The following is an 18,933-nucleotide window of genomic DNA, read 5'->3' on the forward strand; positions in this document are numbered from 1 at the left end:
TTTACTCTTTCTGCCACTGTAAGGCCTGCTCAAAGGAGATCATGCCGTTGGTCCTTTTGATTTCCTCTACGCACTGCCCCCGCAATCGTTTCAGCTCCTGCCGGTCCACCTCGCACACAGCGGCAAGGATGTTCTCGATCACCGCCAGCTCCACTGCCATCTTGAACAGCAGCCGTCCCATGCGGTTGGAGCTCTCGTCCACAATACCCTTCACCGTGGCGGGGATGACACGGGCGAGATAATCCTGGTTCTGTTGGCTGGAGACGTAGCCTGCGTAAAACTGGATTGCCTTCTCGATGAATTCACTTCTGCTGGCGCAGTTGTCGCTGCGGTAATATTGGTCAGCCAACTCCAATGTGGAGGGCATGACCCAAAGTTGGAAGCGGCGTTTGACCTCTTGATTCTCTTTTTCTGGTACTTCCATGTAAAAATGCTCCTTTCGTTCATGGCGCCTGGAACAGCACCGTGAAAACCTTGGTGTTTTCTAGGCGAAATTGAATCTACAGCACCGTAACCAGGCGCCCAGGCCCCAAAACCGGCACCGTTCCGATTTTGAGAGGAAATCTCTCAAAAAGCCCGAAGCGCCCGGCTCTGCCGGACGCTGTGAAAAGGGGACGGGCCGTTCCACGGCACCGTCCCTTTGTCCTGCTTCTTTTTCACACCCCTCCCGGTGCTCTTATCCGGGGATTTTTCAACCTTGCCTTTGTGGGGCCGAATTCGGCTTTTTGGGGCTTGGTGCGGGTCGCTTCCCCACCCTGGGGAGAAAACCGCCTCACCGGGCCACACGGGGGCCAACAGCGGCTCTCCCGGTCCCTGCTGCTGGGTACAAAAAAGCCGCTGTCCGGTTTTGTGGGACAGCAGCGCTGTGTTTCATGATTCGGTCTGCCGAAAATCTTCTGCTTCCTCCTCATCCTCCGGCTCGAAGAGATACTTGGCCCGCAGATAGTCCGCCTGCTCTTTGGAAATCTCCCAGCCCCACTGGCTGGCATTGATGGAACCATACAGCTCATCCCACAGGCAGTCCAAGTAGGTCACTTGGCTGCGGATGCCCTCCAGGTAGGCGTCTATGTCCTTTTGGATGGCGGCCGGCAAGTTGGTTTCCCACTCGGGGTGGCTGCCGGGTTTTGCCAGCTCGGCAGTTTCTTCCTCGGGGGTTAGTTCTCAATTTTTCCCGTCCATAGCGTTGCACATCCTTGTGTGTGGTTTTAGAAATTCTGAGGTGAATCGCCGTCCGTTCCTGTGTCCTCCAGGAATTCCCGGACGGTGGGCGGCACGGTCTTTTCGTAAAGCCGGGCCAGGGCGTAGCCCAGCTCGGTCTCGGTGGTGGTGTCTTTCTTCTTGAGAAAGTGAGAGAGGGCTTCCAGCTTCTTCTCCGGAAACTCCAGGGTGATGGTCTTGTTCATGGGGGACTCCTTTCCAAAAATAGGAAAGCCCCTGCCGTGAGAGTGGGCAAGGGCTTTCCTTACATATTCATCTGTGGGGCCTGTGTTTGTTCCTGCGCTAGAGTGATCCACTCGTCCAAGCGCTGTTCCTCCAGGTCGGCAATCATCTCAGCGAAGGGGTGAAGGTCGCCCTGCACAGCGTAAGCCTCCAGGTTTTCATAGTAGGAGAGACGTTCCTCTTTCTTGATGTCCACCGCCTGAAAACCGGAGAGCAGCAGTTGGTAGTTCATGATCATCCGGGAGGTTCTGCCGTTGCCGTCCTCAAAGGGATGGATACGAACAAACTCGGCGTGGGTCCAGGCAGCCAGCTCTATGGGATTCAAGTCCGTCTTGCAGGGCAGGTCCGCAAAGAAGTTCTTTACCTGAACATACATCTCCCTGGGGATGGGAGGTTTGAAGCCCGCGCCGGTGATCCGCACCTCCACATTGCGGTACACACCGCCGGTGAGGATGTTTTCCATGAGCAGCGCGTGGATGTCCTTGACCGTGGGTTCGTCCAGGGGGCGGCCTTCCGCGATACACTGCTTCACATAGTCGAACGCCTTGTTGTGGTTTGCCACCTCATAGATCTCCCGCAGGGTCTTGCCGCCTACCGAAAGACCGTCCTCCAGGATGGCCTTGGTCTGAATGAGAGTCAGGGTGTTCCCCTCGATGGCGGTTGAGTTGTGGGCATATTCAATATCGAAACTGCGCTCCAGCTTCTCCTTGGCCACTTGGGGGATGGTATCCCACATTTTCGCAAGCTGTTCTCTTTTCTGAAGAAGACGGTCAAAATCCATGGGTGTCACCTCGGTTCCTTTCTAAAAATATACCATGCGGGCGAACGGATGGCAAGAGGAATCACCACATAGTTTGCCCCTTCATCTCTGCTTTCTGTTCCATCTCTTGCCTGGTTTCCACCAGCGCCTGGTCCAGAATGGCCTGGTCAAACCCGGCGGCCTGGTACCCATCTCGAACAGTGTGCAGGTAGACCGAAGAAGGGTTGTTGCACGCAAATCCCGGCTGCATGACGTAGGCCATGGCGGAGACGGTCTTGCCGTCCAGCTCCACCGGAATTTGCACCTTGTCGTAGTAGTACGGGTACCCCTCGTACCGATCCAACAGTGCTTCGTCCCGAACACTCACCTTCCACAACAGGGCGGGAACAGTGTGCCCCTCGCTTTTCTCAATGGTGGCGTGGGCGTTGTGCTGTCCGCCCCGGAACAGCAGGCGGTAGCCAGGCAACTCTGCCTTGCCAGCCACCTTGGAGTCCGGGCAGCGGTGGGCCATCTGGCCCAGGTTCAAGTTGCTGCCGTAGGCTAAGTAGAGTTTTGTTTTCAAATTCATTCCTCCGTTTCACTTTACATTTGCATGGTAAAACCTTGATCTTCGTCCTGGTCATTTTCTTGAACATTCTCTGGCTCATCGCTCGGTTGATCCTCGAATTGGTCATGTTCATCGTGTGGATAACTATCAGGCTGGGGCAGGCGCTCCAGGGCAGCTTGGCGCATCCTCTCTCTTTGGCGCTCTGCCTGGGCCGGGTCACGCCAGGCCAGGTTGCCCTCCAAGTTTTCCAGGAGGTGCTTCCGGGCAGTGGCGAACTCATCCCCGATCATACCCAAGCGCAGCAGCCAGGTGCGAAAGGTGTAAGCCGGGTTGGTGGTCTGGGTCTTGGTGTGGCTGGCTGCTCGCTGATTTAAGGCCTGGGCGCAGATGGCAAGGCACAGCTGGATGTCCGCCTTGATCTTCCCAGCGTGCTCCACGGTGGAGTTGAAAAGGCGAAACTCCACGGTGCCGTGAGAGAACACGCTGTGGAGGTTTAGAGCGTGGTACCTGGAATCGTGATAGTGGGTATTACTGCCGTCCTCGCCGCCGTACCAGATCTTCTGGAAAGCCCGCATAGTCTGGGGCCGTTTGCGGTTGAGCTCTTGGAGGAAGCGCTCGTCCATGAGCTTGCAGTAACCCCAGCGTGACTCCCGCACCTGCAGGGCGGAGAACAGCAGATCTTCCTTGCTGTAAAAGATGTTTACCAAGTTGCGCAGGGTCCTGGCATTGAAAGCCGCCGCCTCCACATGGATATGGATGCCGCAGCTGTTGTTAGAAAAGGCCCCCTTGTGACGGAGCTGCCGCACCAATTCCTGAATGGTGGGGATGTCCTCGTAAGTGCAGATAGGGCTGACCATTTCGGTTTTGTAGGTCGCGTCGGCGTCTACTTTCTCGCCGTGCTCTCGCTTCTGCGGGTCAATGCTCCCGTCAAAGGTGAATTTCCACTCCCGGCCTTGGGCATCTGTGGCGGCGTAGGTTTTGTAGTAGGTACCAAGGTACCGGCTCTCCCCGCCCAGAAAATCCGCCGCCACTTGGGAGGCTCTTTCCCGGGTGATCCCGGTCATCTCCACCTCGATGCCGAAGCGCAGCTGGCGCAGGTCCGTGCTATCACCACCCTACATTGTCATCCCTTGGATGGGTTCTTCTTCCGGGAAAGGGAAAACGTCCTGAGCGGCCAGGGCGAACAGATTCAGCTCCTGGCTTTCCAGCACATCCCGTACTTTCACAGCGCAGGAACGGAAAGAATCCAGGTAACGGTCTGCCCGTTCATGGCGGCGCATGGTAACCAGGTCGTCCTCCTGGATGGCTGTTTCCAGGGCCTGTGCGTAGTTCAGCACAGGACGGATGAAGGTTTTCTTGAGGCCGGCGTCATCCAGTTTTTCCCGGTGGTGGAGCAGGTACTGGTAGTAAGGATCGGCCTTGTAGGATGCGAGAGCGTCTTTGGCATGGGCGCGGATTTCCTCTGCTCGGGCCATGTAGCTGTCCTCTACCTGGGGAGGCAGCTCCCGCTGGTACACTTCACTATTCTTGTACAGGGGCTGGGTTTCCTCGATTTGCCGTTTGAAGTAAAGGATGTGGTTCCGCACCAGGTTGAGGTTGACACCGTCCGGATAGAAAGGGTCGCTGCCGCCCTGCTTGTATAAGCTCTCCCACTGGGCGTAGGCTTTTTCCAGTTCTTCCAGTGGGTTTTCTTTTCTGGTCATGGGGACATCCCCATCTGTGGCGATTCGTCCTGGCTCTGCTTCTGCCCCAGCAGAAAGGGGAGGAACTCCGGGTCAGGCTCCACATACCCCTGGGACACGAACACGCCTTTTGTCTCCCGCTGCCACTGGTGCGCGCAGACGGTGAGAAGCTCGTTCTGATACTCGGAACCTGCCTTGGTCACATCCAGCAGCCGGGCGGCGCTCTCGGGCATGAGTTCTGTTTCATAGAGAAGATGTCCCAGGGCCAGGTGGTCCCAAATGTGGGTAGCCACCATGCACCGGTCGGTGTTGTCCGCCATGTGGAGGATATCCGAAACGGGGATCTCCTGGACGCCTGTTGCTTCCTGGCGGATCTTCAGCATCCCCTCCAGGGCGAACTCCTGGGTGTTATCCAGTTGGGAGAGGACAGCAGCCAGGGTGTTGAGTTCGGAAAAGGGAGTGCCGTCCACCATGTCAGTGGTAACCGGTCCTTGGTAGACCTGCAGCACCTCAGTTTCCATTTTTTCAGAGTTAGCGACCTTGGCTTGGATTTGGGCCTGGATGTACTCATTTTCGCTGGCCGGTAGGTCCAGAAAGGTGGCAGAAAGGTATCCGTTCGGCTCACCGTTGGTTATCTCCACTTTAAAGACTTTGTCCAAACCTCATCTCTCCTTTCTCTCTCTGCTCCGGCTCCGTGGTAGTCATTTCCCAATCCTGCCCGTCCCACAGGTGGACATAGAGCAGGCCCTGGCCCACGGGGATCTCCTGCTGCTCGAAGCCCTCGCCCCAGCCATCACTGGCTTGTCCCGCCAGATAGGTGGTGAGGCGGTTAAGTTCATCCCCCTCCAGGGATTCCAAGAGCTGGCAATCCGCCACGCCCCAAAGCTGTCCATCCTGTATCTCTACATCGAAGAAGGCGGACTTCACTTTCCAGGACAGGGTATCGGATTCTCTGTACCAGTGCATCAGCCCGCGCTCCTGCTCCTCTGGGAGCTGGTTCTCCTGGAGGGCCTCCCGAATGTCCCCAAGGTAAGGGGCAAGCTCGCTGCCCGCCAATTCTTCTGGGTCGTCTGCCAGGTCGCCCCACTCATTGCGGGTGTAAAGTTCCCCGTGGAGGGGGAAGTACAGCTTCAGCTCCATTGGGTCGGATTGGAAAATACGGAAGTGGTCGTCCTCCAGGTTGAGGGCTGTGCGCTTGCCGGTGTCCCAGTTCACCAGGAACCGGCCTGCCGAATCGATTTCCGTCAGTGTTCCCATGGTGCCGTCCGGCACAGGTTTGGGTTGGTCGTTGGATAATAAAAGAACGCGGCTCCCAGGTGGGAACTGCGTCCGCATGAAATACACGTATTTTTGAAAGGTCAGCATGGCTCGTCCCTTCTTTCTTTTCTGCCTGTCCGCAGCAGGGGCTGGTCGCCGGGCTGCTCATCCAGCACCTCCTGCTCCAGCAGGGTGTCAAAGGACAGAGGTCTGCCCGTCACTGAACGCACGGCCCCGTGCTTGCGAAGCTGGGTTTTGATTTCCTGTTTTGTCAGTGTGTAATAGCCAAATTCCGTGAGCAGCTCCACGCCCTGGTTGGGGTGGAGCCGCAAATAGTCCCGCAGTTTTATAGTCATCATCCTCTCTAATCTGTAATGGGTACCCCGTACCCTTTGATCTCCCCGTAGCCGATGGGGTAGCTGTTTTGCCACACTTGGTCATTGGAATTGCCCTCTATGGTGTAGACCCGGCCATTTTCCACCCGTTCCACAATTCCCACATGGTCGGCGATGAGAGAATCGCTGCCGTACCACTGGAAGAAAATGACCATTCCCGGCTCGGGGGTAGCGCTGCCGGGGAGCCACTGGCCCCGGTTTTGAAACCATTGCACGCCCACGCCGCAGCCGGCGAACTTGGGGACGATTCCCGCGTCGATGTAACCGCACTGGTTTGCGCACCAAGATACAAAAATGGCGCACCATTCAACTCGGCTGGAGAATCCATACCAGCTCCAATAGGGTTGCCCTCCAGTCTGCCCGATTTGGCTCTGTGCCACAGCTACCATGTCGCTGGCGGTGGTGGCCAGGATTTTCTCGAATTCCTCCGGGTCAATGTCCGTGCCAAAGGCGGCGTTGACATTGGCAACCAGTTCTTCATTGGTCTGGTCTGTGGCGAAGCAGCCCACCAGCTTCTCGATGAAACCTGCTTCCTCTGCGTAAGGCGACAGCGCCAACCAGTATAGCGCCTGGGCTTTGCGGAATTCGTCGAAACCAAAGCCCGCCTCTTTCAACGCGGTTTGCAGCTGGGTGAGAATGTCGTTGGAGCTCTCCAAGAAGCCCAGGCTGCCCACATCCAATTCCTCCAGCACAGCAGACACCAGTTCCGGGCTGTCCCAGTCTATGTCCGCCTGGAAGATGGCCTCCACGGAGAGGATAGGCAGCAGAAAGAGAAGAAGCACCGCGAACAGCGCCACAGCGAGCTTCTCCCAGTTGCGCCGGTCGGTGAGGAGGGCCACGGCAATCTTTTTCAGGGCCGCGCCTAGAGTCGCAGACATGGGCCATCCTCCTGTGTTTCATCCTCTGTTTGGCTCTGATGGAACACTTCAAACAAAGGGCTGTTTTCATAAAGCTGGCGGCAGGAACCTTTTTGGGGAAGTTCTTCTCCAGGCTCCGCCGTCCTCTGGACGAGAGAGGTTTCATGAAGGTGAAGACGGGCGCCATGCTCTCCGTAAGAAACAGAGTAGCGCACATCGAATTCCTTGCCGGTCACCTGGCTGTATTGCGCCGCCACCATTCCCACATAGGAGAGGGCAGCCCGCATCCCAGTGGCGTCGCCACCCTCGGAGACCTCTGCCACCGTCTTGGCGTAAGCCAGCGCCAAGCGAAAGATCGCTTCATAGCGGTTTTGGTGTTCCATCACCGTCCACCTGCCTTTCCAAACATTTTTTCTTTGAATTCGGGGAAGTGGACCTGCAGCAGATACCGCTCATTGCCGCACCTATAAAGGCAAGTGCCCCGTTCCGGGTAGCGGATGAGCTCGAACTCGGCCTGTTCCAGCTGGAGGGTGTCGCAGAACGCTTTTGGCTCCAACTGGCCCGGGTTGAACAGAAATTGGTGGGTAGGAATACTGAAAAGGGGCTTGGTCAGCTCCCGCACGCCGGGCTGCAGAAAATCCTCCAGATTCTGGCTGGCCAGTACCAACAGGGAGTCTTTCTTCCGGTCACGCTTCATGAGATTTCTTATATATTCTATGGCTGTCAGATTGGTGAGGAATAGGTACAACTCGTCCAGCGCGCCCACATAGTTGCCGGCGCCCAGCAGGGCGTTGGTCATGTAGGAGAGAATGGAGAAGAGCAGAGCATCCCGCAGGCTGCGGTTGAGCTCCATGATACCTTTCACGCCAAACACTAAGAACTTATCGTCCCTTATATTGGTATGCCCGTTGAAATACTTGCTCTCCGCCCCCTTGCACATAGAGTGGAGCCCCAGGCACACCTCCTGGATAGTTTCCTCGGAAAAGAGGTTTTTCTTCTTCGCATCGTACAAATCGTATTCTTCTTCCAGCAGGTCATAGAAGTCGGACATGGTGGGAAACTTCTCAGGGGCCACCTGGGAGAAGTCCGTGTAGTCGTCCATGTCGAAGCGCCGGTACAGCTTTTGGAGCATCAGCTCAATGGTGTCCAGCTGGGCAGTGGTGAAGTCCTTATAGGAGCGGAAAAAGTCTTTTAAGTAAGAGATGTGGCGGGAGAGCATGGTGGTTTTTTGAAAAGGGCCGGGGACGGGTACAACGGAAGTTTCCGGCGCGGGGGCGAGCTTCCCCGATTCGCTTATTGGGAAACGCGATATGGGTGCAGCGTCACGCTGCTCGGGGGTGCGCTCATCGTCCTCGTTGACCGGGTCTTCGTCCCAATTCTGGGGTTGAAGCGGATTGATAACGTACTCCCCGGACAGGTAATCCAAGTAGCACCCGCCCAGATTTTCGCAAAGCTCTTGGTACTCCTGCTCCGGGTCCAGGACGATGAGGGATTTCCCGGACTCGCGCAAATTGGCGAGGATGCCTTTGAGCAGATGGGACTTGCCCTGGCCGGAGTTGCCCAGAATCAGCACGTTGGCGTTGGTTTTGTCATCGGAGCGGCGGTCAAAGTCCGTGAGAATGTTGGTGCCAAACTTATCCCTCCCCAGGTAGAACCCATGGGGGTCGGTCTTGCCGGAATAGTTGAAAGGATAGAGGTTGGCCACCGAGCTGGCGGGGAGCACCCTCTCGTATTGGGAGCCAAAGTGGTTGTAACCGAAGGGCAGCACCGAGAGGAACCCATCCAGCTGGCGGAGGGTCAGCCTGTCCACGCTGATTTTGCACCGGGTCAGCTCCATCATGACGTCGGATTGCAGCTCCCGCAGTTTATCCATGTCCGCGGCTTTTAGCTCGATGAACACGGCAGTGTGCAGGAGAGTCTCACCGTTGGTCCGCAGATTGGTCAACAGCTGCTTCACGTCCTTTAAATTATGCTCTGCGTCCACCATCTCTTGGATGTCATCCCCGCCGAAGCGAAGCCGGTTGCGCCGGTTGGCGTTTTGAATGATCCGGTGCTGTTCCGCATGGTCCACCAGCCGGTTGTAGATCCGTAGGGTGACATGGGTGCGGTCTGCCAGCTGTCTGAGAATTGCCTGTTCCTCGGTTGAGGGCGGGTACTCCTTGATGGCCCACACACAGCGGTAAGAATCCCCGCAGATGTAGTGGTCAGAATAGAACTTGAGGACGCCGGGCAGGATGCGGTCGAAAAAGTCCTTGATAGCCATCTGCTCTCGTTTTTCTTCTTTCTTTTTCTTTCTGCTCACTGAGACACCTCCCCGGCAAGGGCCGCGATGACCAGCACCCGGCTGCTCCCGCCTCCATTGTTGCAGGTGGAGAGGGTGAGATAACCCTCAGTGTGGTGGATAACTTCCAGGTCGGCGGCGCCAAACAAGGCGGAGCGGAAGGCGGATTCCTTCTCCGGATCGCCCAACCCCGTATAGCGGTAGATGGAAGAATCCACGGAAGTTTCCACCACGGCCAACACCTTGTAGCGGTACTGTTTGCCGTTCAGCTCCAGGAAGATGTCCTTATGCGTCTCCCGGAAGTTAGGCTCCAGGTAGCTAATGAGCGGCTTAAACATACTGCCGTCCATCATGTTGTGGCCATACAAAATCAAATTCTGGCCCTCTGCCTGGGCAGCGTTGCGACCATCCAGGAAGGGTGTCCCTCCGCTGGCGGATTCACCGTAGAAATCCCGGCGCAGATAATGCTCCGGGGTATCCGGCGTGTGCATGACAGGGTAGTCGATTCCTGTGTCTGGGATGGTGAGCCAACCCACGCAATCGGGGTTTTCTGCTGCTAGGGCAGCCAGGTCGTGCCGGGGCGGGGCGTCCAGGTCGGCCACAGGGGAACCCACATCGCTCTCTCCGGTGTCAACAGAGGAAACCAGGGAGGAACTGCTGTCGGGCCGAACACTTGGGGCGCTTTCCAGCACAAATTCCTCCGCTAGAGTTTCATACGTCTGGCGCTGCTCCCGGCTGTCGATGAAGTAATGCACCAGCCAGAAGCCGCTGCCTGCCACGGCGATGACCAGGGTAAAAGTGATTAAAACTAACACGGTTTTCTTCATAAGGTAGCACCTCAGTTTTGTGAGGTCGAAGTTTTCTGCGCCCTCCACATCGGGGATCTGGTCGCCGGTCATAGAGGCTTCGAAGTACAGGGCCAGCATCCGTTTGACCTCCGATGGGCCCATGCGCCGCGCCTCGAAGCCCTCGTCATGCAAGGCTTTTCGCGCGTCGTTGATTCTGGAGAATATTTGGCTGTCTTTTTCATTCTTAAAGCGCAGGGCCAGCACAAACTGCCGGGCGGTGGACATCTCCAGCTGGATGGAGTCCAGAAACTCCCGGTCCTGCGCTAAGGCATAGCGCACCTTGGGGTTATCCTCCTGGCGGATGCGGCTCTCCATGAATTGCTGGTTGTCGTCGAAGCGCTGGGCGGAGTCCAGACAGGCCACCTCCAGGTGGGGCAGGGCTGTGAGCACCATGAGCAGGTGCTGGATTTTGATTTCAATGTTGACGTGGGACAGCACGGAAATATTGGTGGGCTGGATGGAGAAATACACCAGCTCCCCGCCGGTGGTCTTGAGGCCATAAGTGGTGAAGCCCTGGAGCCCCAGCAGGTTCTGCACCGATTTCTTCCCACGCTTTTTTCGTTTCTGCTTGTTCAAGATTGCCTCCTTTCAGTGCTCCGCCCAGCGGTACTCCTGCTGGGTGGAGATGGTAAATTTTGCCGCGAAACGGATATAGTCTAAGACCGTCAGATCCTCCATGCGGATGGAGAGGAAAGCAAAGGCACCCGTGAGCGCCAGGGGTAACAGCAGGCCCATCTGGGTCAGGGCCACCAGGGAAAGGAGCAGCCCTACGCAGATGAGGGCAAAATCCCGCAGGCTCCACAGCCACAGGTTGGCGGTGGCTTTCAGGTTTTGGGGGTAAATGTAGAGTTTCATAGTCAAACACCTCAAAGAGATTTTGCGATATTCTTTGTCATGTTGACGGCAGTGGATGTGGCGTGGACTACGCTCATCATGTTGACCTTGACAGAACTGTCCAAGCCAAACTGCTGGGCGATTCTGGGCACCTCCCCAGCCGCCAGCATGATGCCCAGTCCCAGCAAGAGATTGTCTTGGAACGTGAGCAGCCCTAGAAACAGCAGTGCCGTTTGGAGGAAGGCCGTCAGGCATAGAGCGAAGATCTGCTTGCACCACTGGGAAAAGCCGTCTGTGTAGCCCCGGGGGACGCTAAACAAATAGAGCGACCCCACCGCCATCTGGATGAGCAAAATCCCGCCCCTCTTGATATTGGCGAAGAACACTTTTAGAACGCAGTAGGCAAGAGCGATGAGGGTCAGTAAATTCAGCAGCCCCAGGGCTGGCCCCACGGTGGGCGGGCCGAACTTTGCCGCCAGCACCTTGAGAGCTACTTCCCCCAGGTTGAAACTTTGCGCGCCTACATAGTCCGCTGCCAAATCTTTGAGAAACACGTTTTGCAGGCTGATGCAGAAGGTATAAAGGTTTACCGGCACCACCGTCACCAGGTTAGCGGCGAAAAATCCTTTCAGCACATTGAGCATGGTGGACTTGATATTTGCCCGGCCATTCTGGTACTCCACCGCCAGGTCAAAGGCGGCCACAATGACGCCCACGCCAAACAACACCCAGCCGAAGAGGAAAAAAAGGTGGACGGCGGACTCGATCCAGCTTAAATCGAAAATCTCCGCGCCCATGTCGCCCATCTGGGAGAACACATCGGCGATGGAATCATAGAAGGCGTTGAAGAGCCACTTCACCAGGTTGTCCCAAATGGCGTTGACGATGGTGTCGCCGATGCCCTCGAACACCCCGCCTATGGAGGAGGCGATACTGCTGACTAAGCCCTCCAGCCAGCTGAACATAGGGGTTCACCCCTTTCCTTTTTTAGTTTTTTTACATAGTCATGGTAGGCCCCTGGGAATGTTTCTGAGATTGCGACAATTCCAGGATTCCCTGGAGGGTGTCTAGTGCCTGCTCTGCGTCCTCCTGCGTGGCCCGCTCAAAGGAGGGAAAACCGGAGGGCGTGGCAAACTGGGTGAGAAAATCACAGTCATCCTCCAGTTCCAGGTAACCGGCTTGAAAGCTAGCGCACAGTTGGCAAAGCTCTCTCAGGTCGTGAGTGTCCGGGACGGGACGCAGATGGTTTTGAAGCAAAAAGCCTTTCATGGAGCATTCCGCTGACAGAAAACTCAAGTAGCAGACGGTGTTATGCACAGGCGGAGTTTTCTCCATGAGAAAGCTGGCTGCCCTAGCATACATTTTTGCATAGCGGAACCACTCCGCCTTATTGTTTCTTGGGTTCATCGTTCACCAACCTTTCTAAGTGTCTCGCGATGTTTTGTGGTTTCGCGGAGCGAAATGGAGGTTTTTCAAACCTCCAAACAAAACTCGCTTGTGATGAAACCTGCGGTTTCCTCACATTCCCACCACGCCCCAGATATACAGGGGAGCGGTCAAAGTGAACAGCAAACAGGCGAACAAGATGGCTGGGCCGGCGAATTCGACCTGGGCATGCTTCCGATATTCAAAGTAGCTTGAGCCTACTTTAACGAAGAAAAGCACGGCCAGAATCACGTCCAAAACTGGAAAAACTACGTTATTTACCACCGTCTTAATTTGGCCTTGTGCGCTGGTCCAGGTTTGCTCCACGGCGCCCGCCACATCCCCGGAGGTAGCGAAAGCTGGGATGCTCAAGGTAAGCAGCAGGGCGGCGGTGAGCGCGCTCGCGAGAATTTTTCTTTTTCTGTTCAAAGCATTTCCTCCAATCAAAATGTTGGAGGGCCGCGTTTCCACGGCCCTCCACAATTTATTGTTTATTGATGTGCCGCAGCAGGGGAATGGTGATACACAATCCCAGCAGAGCGAGAATCAGCAGGCCGGATACCCATATCACGGCTCTACTGCCGCCGGTCTGCGGAACAGAGGGTGTAGGTTCGTCTGGCTCATCGGGGGTTTCAGGTTCTTCTGGCTCCTCCGGCTGGTCGGGCGTTTTCTCATCCTCCATGGTGATGGTCTGGATTTCGGTGGTGTCCTCCACGTTGAAGGTCACATTCTCGGCAACTTCGAATCCCTCCGGAGCGGTTACCTCTCGCAGAATATACCCCTCGCCCACAGGCAGTCCGGGGATGACATGGGGAATGTCGGTGGTTTCCCAGGTGTCCAGGAGGGAACCGTCCGGGGCGTACAGCTCCAGCACAGCGCCGGGCAGTTCCTCGCCGGTATCCTTGTCCACTTTGGAGAAATGCACCACGGTCTGGGAGTTTGCGATGTCCTCCAGGTCCACGTCGGTCTTGTCCAATTCCACAGCGATGGACTCTTTCATAGTGACGTAGCCAGGTGCGGTTTCCAGCTCCTTTATCTGATAGCCGCCGTAGGGAGCTTCAAAGAAAAACTCTCCGTTTTCGTCCGTCTCCGTTGTGGCAATAGCATTCTCCTCTGAAAATTCGGTTGTGTCAGCAGAGAACAGTCCAAAGGTGACGCCCTCCAAGGGAGCCTGCTCTGCTCCGGTCTTGTGGCCAGTGATCTTCCCCCGCAGTAGCCGATTGTAGAACTCCACGGTGGTAGCATCATCCGCCGTCACCGTGACGGTCTGGCCTGCGGGAATTTCGTACCGGGCGGTCAACTCAGACTCCTGCTCGGTGATGGTGTACTCGCCAGGGGCCAGGTCCTCGATGTAGATTTTCCCCGCGCCATCGGTAGTATAGGTCTGGCTGTAATTCTCACCCTCCACCAGGAAAGTGAACCCTTCCAGCACGCCATCTTCGGACGATTTCTTAATCAAGAGCCCGCCCTTGGGGTTGATGGTGATGGTCTGAGCCTCATCGTTGATATCGGCATGGGCGGCAATCTCCACCCCATCGGAATAGAGGGTTTCGAACACCACAATGGTGGTTCCCGCCAGGGTGCTAGCGTCCAGGGTATAGGTCAACTCCACGGTTCCGCTAGGTTCTTCGGGGGTGAACTCCACCTCAGCGGTAACTTCCGCACCATCCACCAGGAGAGGTTCCCCAGTGGCTTTATCCATAAGGATACCGGAAATGGTGTACGTTTCACCAGGAATTAGACCGGTGAACTCCACTACATCCACAATGGTGATTTCTCCGGTGGGATTAGCGGTGTGTTGGCCGTCTACTGTGGCGGTAGTACCCAAGGTGGGTTTTTCCGGCTCGGTGATCTCCACGGTCTGTGCTTCATCGTTAATATCCGCGTGTGCGGCAATTTCCACCCCATCAGAATATAGTGTTTCAAACACCACAATGGTGGTTCCCGCCAGGGTGCTGGCGTCCAGGGTATAGGTCAGCTCCACAGTGCCATCTGCGGATTCGGGGGTGAACTCCACCTCGGCAGTGACTTCCGCCCCGTCCACCAGGAGAGGCTCGCCGGTGGCCTTGTCCATAAGGACACCCGAAACGGTGTAGGTTTTGCCGGGGGTCAGGGAGGAGTAAGCAACCACGTCCACAATAGTGATTTCACCTACGGGGTCGGCAGTATGCTGGCCGTCCACGGTGGCGGTAGTGCCCAGGGTGGGTTTCTCCGGTTCCGTGATTTCCACAGTCTGGTTTTCATCGTTAATATCCGTATGGGCGGCGATTTCCACACCGTCAGAGTAGAGTGTTTCAAAGACCACAATGGAAGTGCCAGCCAAAGAGCTGGCATCCAAGGTGTAGGTAAGCTCCACGGTGCCATCGGCGGATTCGGGGGTGAACTCCACCTCAGCGGTGACTTCCGCGCCATCCACCAAGAGGGTGTTTCCAGTAGCTTTATCCATAAGGACGCCGGAAACGGTGTACGTTTCACCAGGGGTCAGGCCGGTGTACTCCACCACGTCCACGATGGTGATTTTGCCGTTGGGTTTAGCGGTGTGCTGGCCATCCACGGTAGCCGTGGTGCCAATGCTGGGTTGCTCGGTGAAAATGATGGTTTGTCCCTTGTCCTCGATGTCCTCATGGCTGGCGATTTCCGTTTCTCCCTGGAAGAGAGTTTCAAAAACTACTACCGATTTGCCCTCCAGGCCGGTGGCGTCAAAGGTGAACAGCACATCGATGGTGCCGTTCGGCTCGGCAGGGATGAACGTGGCCTCGGACGTCACTTGTTCCTCACCAACCAGCAGGGGTTCGCCGGTTTCCTTGTCCATCAGAACGCCAACCAGCTTGTACTCCTGGCCTGCCGTCAGCCCGCTGTACTCCACAGTGTCGGTAATGGTAATCTGCTCGGCAGGTTTGGCGGTCTTTTCTCCATCAATAGTTGCTGTTGTGCGAATCTCAGGCTGGCCGAAGGTGACAGTCTGGCCCTCATCATTGATATCGGCATGAGATGCCACCGCATTTTCGTCCTGGTACAAGTCCTCGAACACCACCACGGACCTGCCCGCCAGGGCGGAGGCATCGAAAGTATAGGTCAGTTCCACCGACCCTTCCGAACTGGTGGGGGTGAACTCCAACTCAGTGGTAACCGGTTGCTCGTTGACCAGCAAGGGCTCACCGGTAGACTTGTCCATCAGTACACCAGAGATTTTATAGGTTTCTCCAACCTTCAAATTCTTATAGGAAATAGTGTCGATGAGGGTAACTTCCCCGGCAGGCTCAGCAACGTGTTCTCCATCCACCGTAGCCGTGGTGCCAATCTCGGGGATGCCCTCAAACTGGTCGTCGATGGTGCCCAGGTAGATGGTGGTGTTATTCCGGGAGATGGTAATGTTGGGAACCTTCACCAGCTCGTACCCCTGATTTCCCTCGCAGGGCAGTTCCTCTAAGGTGTAGGTATCGAAAGGCAGAGCGCACAGCTCGTCCTGGACATCTACCGTCCAGCCCTCGGTGGTCAATCCGAACCAGGTGCCGTTGTGGTCATCCCACAAAGTTTCATCGGTGATTTCGTCGTTACCGTTAGTGTTCTGCGAATGCGGATTCCAGCTAGATTCCGTCCGCACTTCGCCATTCTCGTCAGTAATGAGAATGTGGCTTTCCCCAGTGGTCTGGCTAGTGAGCTTAAAGGCCACGTTGGCAAACCGGTGCATATTGGATTCTCCGCCCTCGCCCACCTTGACAAACTGCAAGTCGCCACGGATGACCTGGTTATAGGCTGCATCGCCATCCCGGAACTCGATGACTTCTCCATCCTTGCGGATTTGGAAAGAGCGCACGGTCTGATCGGTATGGAGGTAACCCTCCCCAGGCTTGCTCTCCACCATTTGGTAGGTGCCATAAGGCAAGGCCCGGGCATCGGTCTGAGCAATTCCATCCACCACCTCGATGGTGGCGCATACCTCGCCGGGGGCGTAGAGAGCGCCGTCCACATACACGGAATTCACGCTCTTATTCGTAATCTCGAACAGGGTGCCGTCCAAGCTGGCCCCGCCCAAGGGAGTGAGCAGCCCGGATTCCAGGTCGCGCTTTTCAATCAAGACGCCGCCCCTGACAACCTCATTGGCCATAGTGAACTCGTACATGACGCCGTCATCGGTGACGTTTACGGTCTGGTCGGGAGCCGTCAGCAGCGTGGACTCGTTGGTGGAGCTTTCATGGAGAATATATTCACCGTAGGGCAGTAAATCATCGGCAGTAGAAGCCTTGCCCTCGCTGTCCGTCACCAAAATCTTGACCACCTCGCCGGGTTGGTACTTCTGTCCCTCTACCATGACGGGATTCCTGGAATTGTTGATGATTTGGAAATTGATCCCCTCGAAGTTGGCATCGCCCTGGGGTGTGGAGCCGGTGATGCTATCCTGCTTCTCCACGCTGAGGCCGCCCCGTTCCACCTCATCCACGGCGGTGACCGCCACAGAATGTCCATTCTGCCGCACAGTGACCGTTTCCCCGGTCCAGGTAGGCAACATGGATTCATTAGTCTGGGACTCCCGAACCTCGTAGGTGCCGTAGGGAAGGGCATCGTTGCCAGTGCTTGCAGTACCGGATTCGTCGGTCGTGATGGTTATTACCACCTCGCCCACAGCGTAAGTCTGGCCGCCCACCACCACGGGGTTGGTGCTGCGGTTGATGATTTCAAAATCAATGCCCGCAAAAGAAGAGTTACCCTGGGGCGTTGCCCCCATCTCGCTGTCCTGCTTTTCCAGGTCGATGCCGCCCCGGACTACCTCATTCTCCGCCTCGTACTCTAGCATCTCTCCATCAGAGTCAATGGTGACGGAAATTTCTTCCGTAAAGGTCTGGAGCATAGAATCGTTGGTGGAAACCTCTCGAACGGTGTACTCACCATAGGGCAAAGCGTTCTCCCCAGTGGTTGCCACGCCCGCCGCGTTGGTGGTGATGGTCATGGCAACCTGGCCGGGGGCGGCAGTATTGCCGTTCACCACCACGGCGTTCTGGGAGTTGTTGACAATCTCAAAAACGATTCCCTCCAGGCTGGCATCGCCCTGGGGTGTCGTCCCTGTCTGAGAATCCAGCTTCTGGATGCTCAGCCCACCCCGCATTACATCCTCGGTAAGATCGTCTACCTCAAATGTGTAGGTGTCACCCACCAGTTGGGAACCGTCCACCGTGTAGGTATGCACCTCGGTGTCCAGGCGGTACCCCTCTGGGGCGGTAAGCTCCTTTACAGTAACGGTACCAAAGGGGATGCCCTCCAGAGTTCCCAAATTGCCGGAGGCATCGGAGGTCAGTTCTTCCGTCACGGTCTGGCCGCCTTTTTGATAACTCACCTGGTACACGGCTCCAGCCAAGGTCGCGTTGCCCTGGGGAGTGCTGCCGGTCTGGGAGTCCTTTTTCTTCAGCTTGAGGGTCAAAGTCCCAGGCTCGTCTTCCACCGACAAGCTGGTATCCGCCCCATTGATAGTGAATGTGTACACCTTGGTGTCCAGCTTGTAGCCCTTGGGCGGAGTCACTTCCTTGACGGAGTAAGTCCCATCCTCCAAAGGAGTGGACAGAGTGGCGTGGCCTGCCTCGTCCGTGGTGAACGTGGCCACCACGCTGCCAGTACCGCTGGTACCTTTGTAAACGTTGTAGGTGGCCCCTGCCAGGGAGTAAGCGCTGTTGCCCTGGGTGATGGATACGTCAGCGGAGGTCTTGGTCAAGGTCACTTGGTAGTCTTTGGGCTGCAAAGGCTCGATCTTGATGAGGATATAGAAGCTGCCCGGCGTCTTGGGGGTGATTTCGGAAATCTGGTTGCCGGAGCTGGGTTCTGTCCCGCTGTGCCACATGACGTCATCGTCACTGGCCTCGCCCCAGAAGAAACCGATGTGATTGTCGGCCCCGTCCGCGCCAGGGGAGTTGCTCCACCACATCAAGATGATGTCACCTTTCTCGGCCAAGCCACTGGAAAGCAGCTCCTGCTTGGTGCGGAAGGCGTAAGCGCTGATATTGCCGTTTTCAATGAGGTTTTTGTAGTTGGACGCCCCTGCCAGCCAGTCGTAAGGCAGGCCGGAGCCGAACTGACTCACGGGTGTTTGGTGCATGATCTCCATGGTGGTTTCGGCATCCAAGCCAGCTTTGCGAAGGACATAGGACACAAACCCGGCACAGTTTAGCCCAGCGTGGCCGTTGTAACTGGTGTCCCCGTTGGGGGACTGAGCGTCGCCGCCCTCGTAGGGGGTCCCCAGGTAGTAGTTGTCGTCCTCATGAGCTTCCAGCTCCCGGACGATGCTTTCCCGGGTGACGCCCACGGAAGTCATGTAGTTGGTGCCGCCCTCCACTTCGGATTTCACCGTGTTGAAGGGGTCCTGCGCGTAAAGCACGGGAACGTCCCCGGAGCTGTCCGAGATGATAATAGAGTTTTCTGTTTGAGAAGATTCTTCTTTCTCTGCCTGTGATTCCTTCGGCTGGCTTTCCACGGTGCTTTCCGTAGGAAGTTCACTGGATACCTCATCGGCGGAAACAGAAAAAGGCAGGGAACTGAACATCAGCACCACTGCCAATAGCATTGCGAGTATTGTCTTTTTGGTGTGTGTCATGGTATTTCCTTTCTGCTCGTAAGAGAG

At 56.3% G+C, this 18,933-nt stretch carries 19 protein-coding genes; all 19 read right to left on the reverse strand.

Annotation, left to right across the window (positions count from 1 at the left end):
* Position 1 precedes the first annotated feature (1 nt).
* The 19 genes from ODJ80_RS02855 to ODJ80_RS02945 all read right to left on the reverse strand — a co-directional run bounded on the left by ODJ80_RS02855 (position 2) and on the right by ODJ80_RS02945 (position 18,906).
* Positions 2-424: a hypothetical protein gene (locus ODJ80_RS02855; RefSeq protein WP_263040840.1), complete on the reverse strand. Its 423-nt coding sequence runs from the start codon at positions 422-424 to the stop codon at positions 2-4.
* Positions 425-870: 446 nt separating this feature from the next.
* A complete protein-coding gene (locus ODJ80_RS02860; RefSeq protein WP_263040841.1) occupies positions 871-1,092 on the reverse strand; it encodes a hypothetical protein in 222 nt (73 codons plus the stop codon).
* A gap of 113 nt (positions 1,093-1,205) precedes the next feature.
* Positions 1,206-1,403 (reverse strand): DUF6103 family protein, encoded by a 198-nt coding sequence (locus ODJ80_RS02865; RefSeq protein ID WP_263040842.1) that lies wholly within the window; start codon positions 1,401-1,403, stop codon positions 1,206-1,208.
* 59 nt (positions 1,404-1,462) lie between these two features.
* Positions 1,463-2,221: a Fic family protein gene (locus tag ODJ80_RS02870; protein ID WP_263041024.1), complete on the reverse strand. Its 759-nt coding sequence runs from the start codon at positions 2,219-2,221 to the stop codon at positions 1,463-1,465.
* Between the two features lie 61 nt (positions 2,222-2,282).
* Positions 2,283-2,768 (reverse strand): gamma-glutamylcyclotransferase family protein, encoded by a 486-nt coding sequence (locus ODJ80_RS02875; RefSeq protein WP_263040843.1) that lies wholly within the window; start codon positions 2,766-2,768, stop codon positions 2,283-2,285.
* 14 nt (positions 2,769-2,782) lie between these two features.
* Entirely contained in the window at positions 2,783-3,844 is a 1,062-nt protein-coding gene (locus ODJ80_RS02880; protein WP_263041025.1) for an amidoligase family protein, read from the reverse strand.
* Between the two features lie 18 nt (positions 3,845-3,862).
* The gene (locus ODJ80_RS02885) at positions 3,863-4,450 is read right to left on the reverse strand and encodes a hypothetical protein (protein ID WP_263040844.1); all 588 of its coding nucleotides are present in this window, start codon (positions 4,448-4,450) and stop codon (positions 3,863-3,865) included.
* Entirely contained in the window at positions 4,447-5,088 is a 642-nt protein-coding gene (locus tag ODJ80_RS02890) for a hypothetical protein (protein ID WP_263040845.1), read from the reverse strand. The genes ODJ80_RS02885 and ODJ80_RS02890 overlap by 4 nt, the downstream gene beginning before the upstream one ends.
* On the reverse strand, positions 5,072-5,794 hold the full coding sequence (locus tag ODJ80_RS02895; RefSeq protein ID WP_263040846.1) for a DUF4314 domain-containing protein: 723 nt from the start codon (positions 5,792-5,794) through the stop codon (positions 5,072-5,074). Before ODJ80_RS02895 ends, ODJ80_RS02890 begins: the two co-directional genes overlap by 17 nt.
* Positions 5,788-6,045 (reverse strand): hypothetical protein, encoded by a 258-nt coding sequence (locus ODJ80_RS02900; RefSeq protein ID WP_263040847.1) that lies wholly within the window; start codon positions 6,043-6,045, stop codon positions 5,788-5,790. Before ODJ80_RS02900 ends, ODJ80_RS02895 begins: the two co-directional genes overlap by 7 nt.
* A gap of 5 nt (positions 6,046-6,050) precedes the next feature.
* On the reverse strand, positions 6,051-6,959 hold the full coding sequence (locus ODJ80_RS02905) for a CHAP domain-containing protein (RefSeq protein WP_263040848.1): 909 nt from the start codon (positions 6,957-6,959) through the stop codon (positions 6,051-6,053).
* Positions 6,944-7,321, reverse strand: coding sequence for a hypothetical protein (locus ODJ80_RS02910; protein ID WP_263040849.1), 378 nt, complete (start codon positions 7,319-7,321; stop codon positions 6,944-6,946). Before ODJ80_RS02910 ends, ODJ80_RS02905 begins: the two co-directional genes overlap by 16 nt.
* Positions 7,321-9,201, reverse strand: a complete 1,881-nt coding sequence (locus ODJ80_RS02915; RefSeq protein WP_263041026.1) for a VirB4 family type IV secretion system protein — start codon at positions 9,199-9,201, stop codon at positions 7,321-7,323. Before ODJ80_RS02915 ends, ODJ80_RS02910 begins: the two co-directional genes overlap by 1 nt.
* 35 nt (positions 9,202-9,236) lie before the next feature.
* A complete protein-coding gene (locus tag ODJ80_RS02920) occupies positions 9,237-10,643 on the reverse strand; it encodes a class B sortase (RefSeq protein WP_263040850.1) in 1,407 nt (468 codons plus the stop codon).
* Positions 10,644-10,655: 12 nt separating this feature from the next.
* Positions 10,656-10,922, reverse strand: coding sequence for a hypothetical protein (locus ODJ80_RS02925; RefSeq protein ID WP_263040851.1), 267 nt, complete (start codon positions 10,920-10,922; stop codon positions 10,656-10,658).
* Between the two features lie 11 nt (positions 10,923-10,933).
* Positions 10,934-11,866: a conjugal transfer protein TrbL family protein gene (locus tag ODJ80_RS02930; protein WP_263040852.1), complete on the reverse strand. Its 933-nt coding sequence runs from the start codon at positions 11,864-11,866 to the stop codon at positions 10,934-10,936.
* Positions 11,867-11,897: 31 nt separating this feature from the next.
* Positions 11,898-12,308 (reverse strand): HEPN domain-containing protein, encoded by a 411-nt coding sequence (locus ODJ80_RS02935; protein ID WP_263040853.1) that lies wholly within the window; start codon positions 12,306-12,308, stop codon positions 11,898-11,900.
* Positions 12,309-12,419: 111 nt separating this feature from the next.
* Positions 12,420-12,755: a DUF3852 domain-containing protein gene (locus ODJ80_RS02940; protein ID WP_263040854.1), complete on the reverse strand. Its 336-nt coding sequence runs from the start codon at positions 12,753-12,755 to the stop codon at positions 12,420-12,422.
* A 55-nt stretch (positions 12,756-12,810) separates the two neighbouring features.
* Positions 12,811-18,906 (reverse strand): VaFE repeat-containing surface-anchored protein, encoded by a 6,096-nt coding sequence (locus ODJ80_RS02945; RefSeq protein WP_263040855.1) that lies wholly within the window; start codon positions 18,904-18,906, stop codon positions 12,811-12,813.
* Positions 18,907-18,933: the final 27 nt, after the last annotated feature.

The sequence above is a fragment of the Acutalibacter sp. LFL-21 genome, from assembly GCF_025630755.1.
GTDB classification, from domain to species: Bacteria; Bacillota; Clostridia; order Oscillospirales; family Acutalibacteraceae; genus Acutalibacter; species Acutalibacter stercoravium.

Excerpts from the sequence above, each read along its gene's own strand:
- ODJ80_RS02910 (WP_263040849.1), bottom strand. The coding sequence starts at position 7,321 with ATGGAACACCAAAACCGCTATGAAGCGATCTTTCGCTTGGCGCTGGCT.
- ODJ80_RS02925 (WP_263040851.1), bottom strand. The coding sequence starts at position 10,922 with ATGAAACTCTACATTTACCCCCAAAACCTGAAAGCCACCGCCAACCTG.
- ODJ80_RS02865 (WP_263040842.1), bottom strand. The coding sequence starts at position 1,403 with ATGAACAAGACCATCACCCTGGAGTTTCCGGAGAAGAAGCTGGAAGCC.
- ODJ80_RS02935 (WP_263040853.1), bottom strand. The coding sequence starts at position 12,308 with ATGAACCCAAGAAACAATAAGGCGGAGTGGTTCCGCTATGCAAAAATG.
- ODJ80_RS02855 (WP_263040840.1), bottom strand. The coding sequence starts at position 424 with ATGGAAGTACCAGAAAAAGAGAATCAAGAGGTCAAACGCCGCTTCCAA.
- ODJ80_RS02870 (WP_263041024.1), bottom strand. The coding sequence starts at position 2,221 with ATGGATTTTGACCGTCTTCTTCAGAAAAGAGAACAGCTTGCGAAAATG.
- ODJ80_RS02875 (WP_263040843.1), bottom strand. The coding sequence starts at position 2,768 with ATGAATTTGAAAACAAAACTCTACTTAGCCTACGGCAGCAACTTGAAC.
- ODJ80_RS02905 (WP_263040848.1), bottom strand. The coding sequence starts at position 6,959 with ATGTCTGCGACTCTAGGCGCGGCCCTGAAAAAGATTGCCGTGGCCCTC.
- ODJ80_RS02900 (WP_263040847.1), bottom strand. The coding sequence starts at position 6,045 with ATGATGACTATAAAACTGCGGGACTATTTGCGGCTCCACCCCAACCAG.
- ODJ80_RS02945 (WP_263040855.1), bottom strand. The coding sequence starts at position 18,906 with ATGACACACACCAAAAAGACAATACTCGCAATGCTATTGGCAGTGGTG.
- ODJ80_RS02930 (WP_263040852.1), bottom strand. The coding sequence starts at position 11,866 with ATGTTCAGCTGGCTGGAGGGCTTAGTCAGCAGTATCGCCTCCTCCATA.
- ODJ80_RS02895 (WP_263040846.1), bottom strand. The coding sequence starts at position 5,794 with ATGCTGACCTTTCAAAAATACGTGTATTTCATGCGGACGCAGTTCCCA.
- ODJ80_RS02915 (WP_263041026.1), bottom strand. The coding sequence starts at position 9,201 with ATGGCTATCAAGGACTTTTTCGACCGCATCCTGCCCGGCGTCCTCAAG.
- ODJ80_RS02885 (WP_263040844.1), bottom strand. The coding sequence starts at position 4,450 with ATGACCAGAAAAGAAAACCCACTGGAAGAACTGGAAAAAGCCTACGCC.